The sequence below is a fragment of the Streptomyces sparsus genome (assembly GCF_054776295.1).
In genome coordinates this window covers 1-1,754 of record NZ_BAAHCA010000971.1, presented here as the reverse complement: position 1 = coordinate 1,754, position 1,754 = coordinate 1, and the positions used below count along the sequence as shown (strand labels likewise).

General features: G+C 75.2%; 2 protein-coding genes. One reads left to right on the top strand and one right to left on the bottom strand.

Features of this window, described 5'->3' with window-relative positions; all coding sequences use genetic code 11:
• The first annotated feature begins 134 nt into the window (after positions 1–134).
• On the top strand, positions 135–923 hold the full coding sequence (locus tag ACYVE9_RS25455; RefSeq protein ID WP_461030242.1) for a dioxygenase family protein: 789 nt from the start codon (positions 135–137) through the stop codon (positions 921–923).
• Positions 924–1,088: 165 nt separating this feature from the next.
• Here the strand turns inward: ACYVE9_RS25455 and ACYVE9_RS25450 are convergent.
• Positions 1,089–1,754: type III PLP-dependent enzyme domain-containing protein (locus ACYVE9_RS25450; protein ID WP_461030241.1), on the bottom strand; the 666-nt coding region annotated here is incomplete at its 5' end.

Here is a 1,754-nt window from a genome sequence, read left to right as displayed (position 1 = left end):
CCCGGCCGCTGGGCCGCCGACCGCGCGCTGCCCGGCCTGCGTGACCACCGCCTCAGCCACGGCCTCGCCGCCCTGGCAGTCGGCGCGGTGGTCGCCGGCATCACCCTGCTGATCAGGAACTGAGGAACGGACCGATGGACCCGACGGCCGCCCGCATGCCCGTGCTCTACCTCAGCCACGGCGCCCCGCCGCTCGCCGACGACCGGCTGTGGACCGGTCAGCTCGCCGCGTGGGCGGCGGAGCTGCCCCGCCCGCGGGCCGTGCTGATGATCTCCGCGCACTGGGAGTCGGCGCCCGTCACCGTCAGCGCCACCACCCCGGTGCCGCTGCTGTACGACTTCCACGGTTTCCCCGAGAAGTACTACCGCGTCACCTACCCGGCGCCGGGTGCGCCCTGGCTGGCCGACCGGGTCCGGGGCCTGCTGGGCGGTCCCGGCACGCCCGTGCACAGCGACCCGGGACGCGGTCTCGACCACGGCGCCTACGTACCCCTGGCCGAGATGTACCCGGACGCCGACGTGCCCGTGCTGCAACTGTCCATGCCCACCCTGGCCCCCGAGGAACTGCTGCGGCTGGGCCGCCGGCTGGCCCCGCTGCGGGACGAGGGCGTGCTGGTGATCGGCAGCGGCTTCTTCACCCACAACCTGCGCGGTCTGCGCTGGGGCACCGGGGTGGACGAGGCGCCCCAGTGGTCGAAGGAGTTCGACCACTGGGGCCGGGAAGCCCTGGACAACGGCGACGTCGACGCCCTGCTCGACTTCGAGCACCGCGCCCCGGCGGGCCGTCTCGCCCACCCCCGCACCGAGCACTTCGCCCCGCTGTTCGTGACGCTAGGCGCCGGCGAGGCCGACCTCGCCGACCAGCGCACCGTCATCGACGGCTACTGGGCCGGCCTCGCCAAACGGTCCCTGCAGCTCGGCTGAGGCGTCGGGGACGGGCCGTGATGGTGCTGCCGGTGCGGCTGCCGCTCGGCGGAGGCGGTCACCACCGCCTGCGCTTCAGAGTCCGGGCGGACGCTGACCGGGGCAGCGTGAGGTGAGCGCTCACCTCTCGCCACCGCCCGCGAGCCGCCCCTCCGCCCGTCGCCATCACCCGGTTGACGCCGGGCCGGTGTCCGGGGCGTCGAGGTGGTGGAAGGCGGGCGGCGGGTGCATCAGGAAGTCGTGGTGGGAGATGTTCCAGGCGTAGGCGCCGGCCATGGCGAACGCCACCCGGTCGCCGGCCCGGAGTGCGCCGACCGGGACGGCGGTGGCGAGCACGTCCTTCGGGGTGCACAACTGCCCCACGAGGGTGACCGGTTCGCCGGACACCGCGGGTCGGGGCCAGGGGTGCGGCCAGTCGTCGCGCGGCAGCACGACGCACGGTTGGCTGTGCCCCTTCGCCGCCGGGGTGCGCAGGTGGTGCGTGCCGCCGCGCAGCACCGCGAACGCCTCGCCGTGGCTGTGTTTGAGGTCCAGCACCTCGGTGACGTACCAGCCGCAGTACGCGGTGAGCGCCCGGCCCGGCTCGACCCGCAGGGTGAAGCGCGGGTGGGCGCGGGCCAGTTCGGCCAGCCCCGCCCCGTACCGGGCCCAGTCGAAGCGGGCGGCGGGGTCGGTGTAGTCGACGGCCATACCGCCGCCCACGTTGATCTCGGTGAGGTCCAGCCGGTGCCGGTCGGCGAGGTGACTCGCCCAGTCGGTGACGCGCGCCGCGGTGGCCAGCAGCGGGTCGGCGTCGAGGCCGCTCGCCAGGTGGGCGTGCACGCCGCGCAG

Coding starts and splice junctions, on each gene's coding strand:
- ACYVE9_RS25455 (WP_461030242.1), top strand. CDS start 135: ATGGACCCGACGGCCGCCCGCATGCCCGTGCTCTACCTCAGCCACGGC.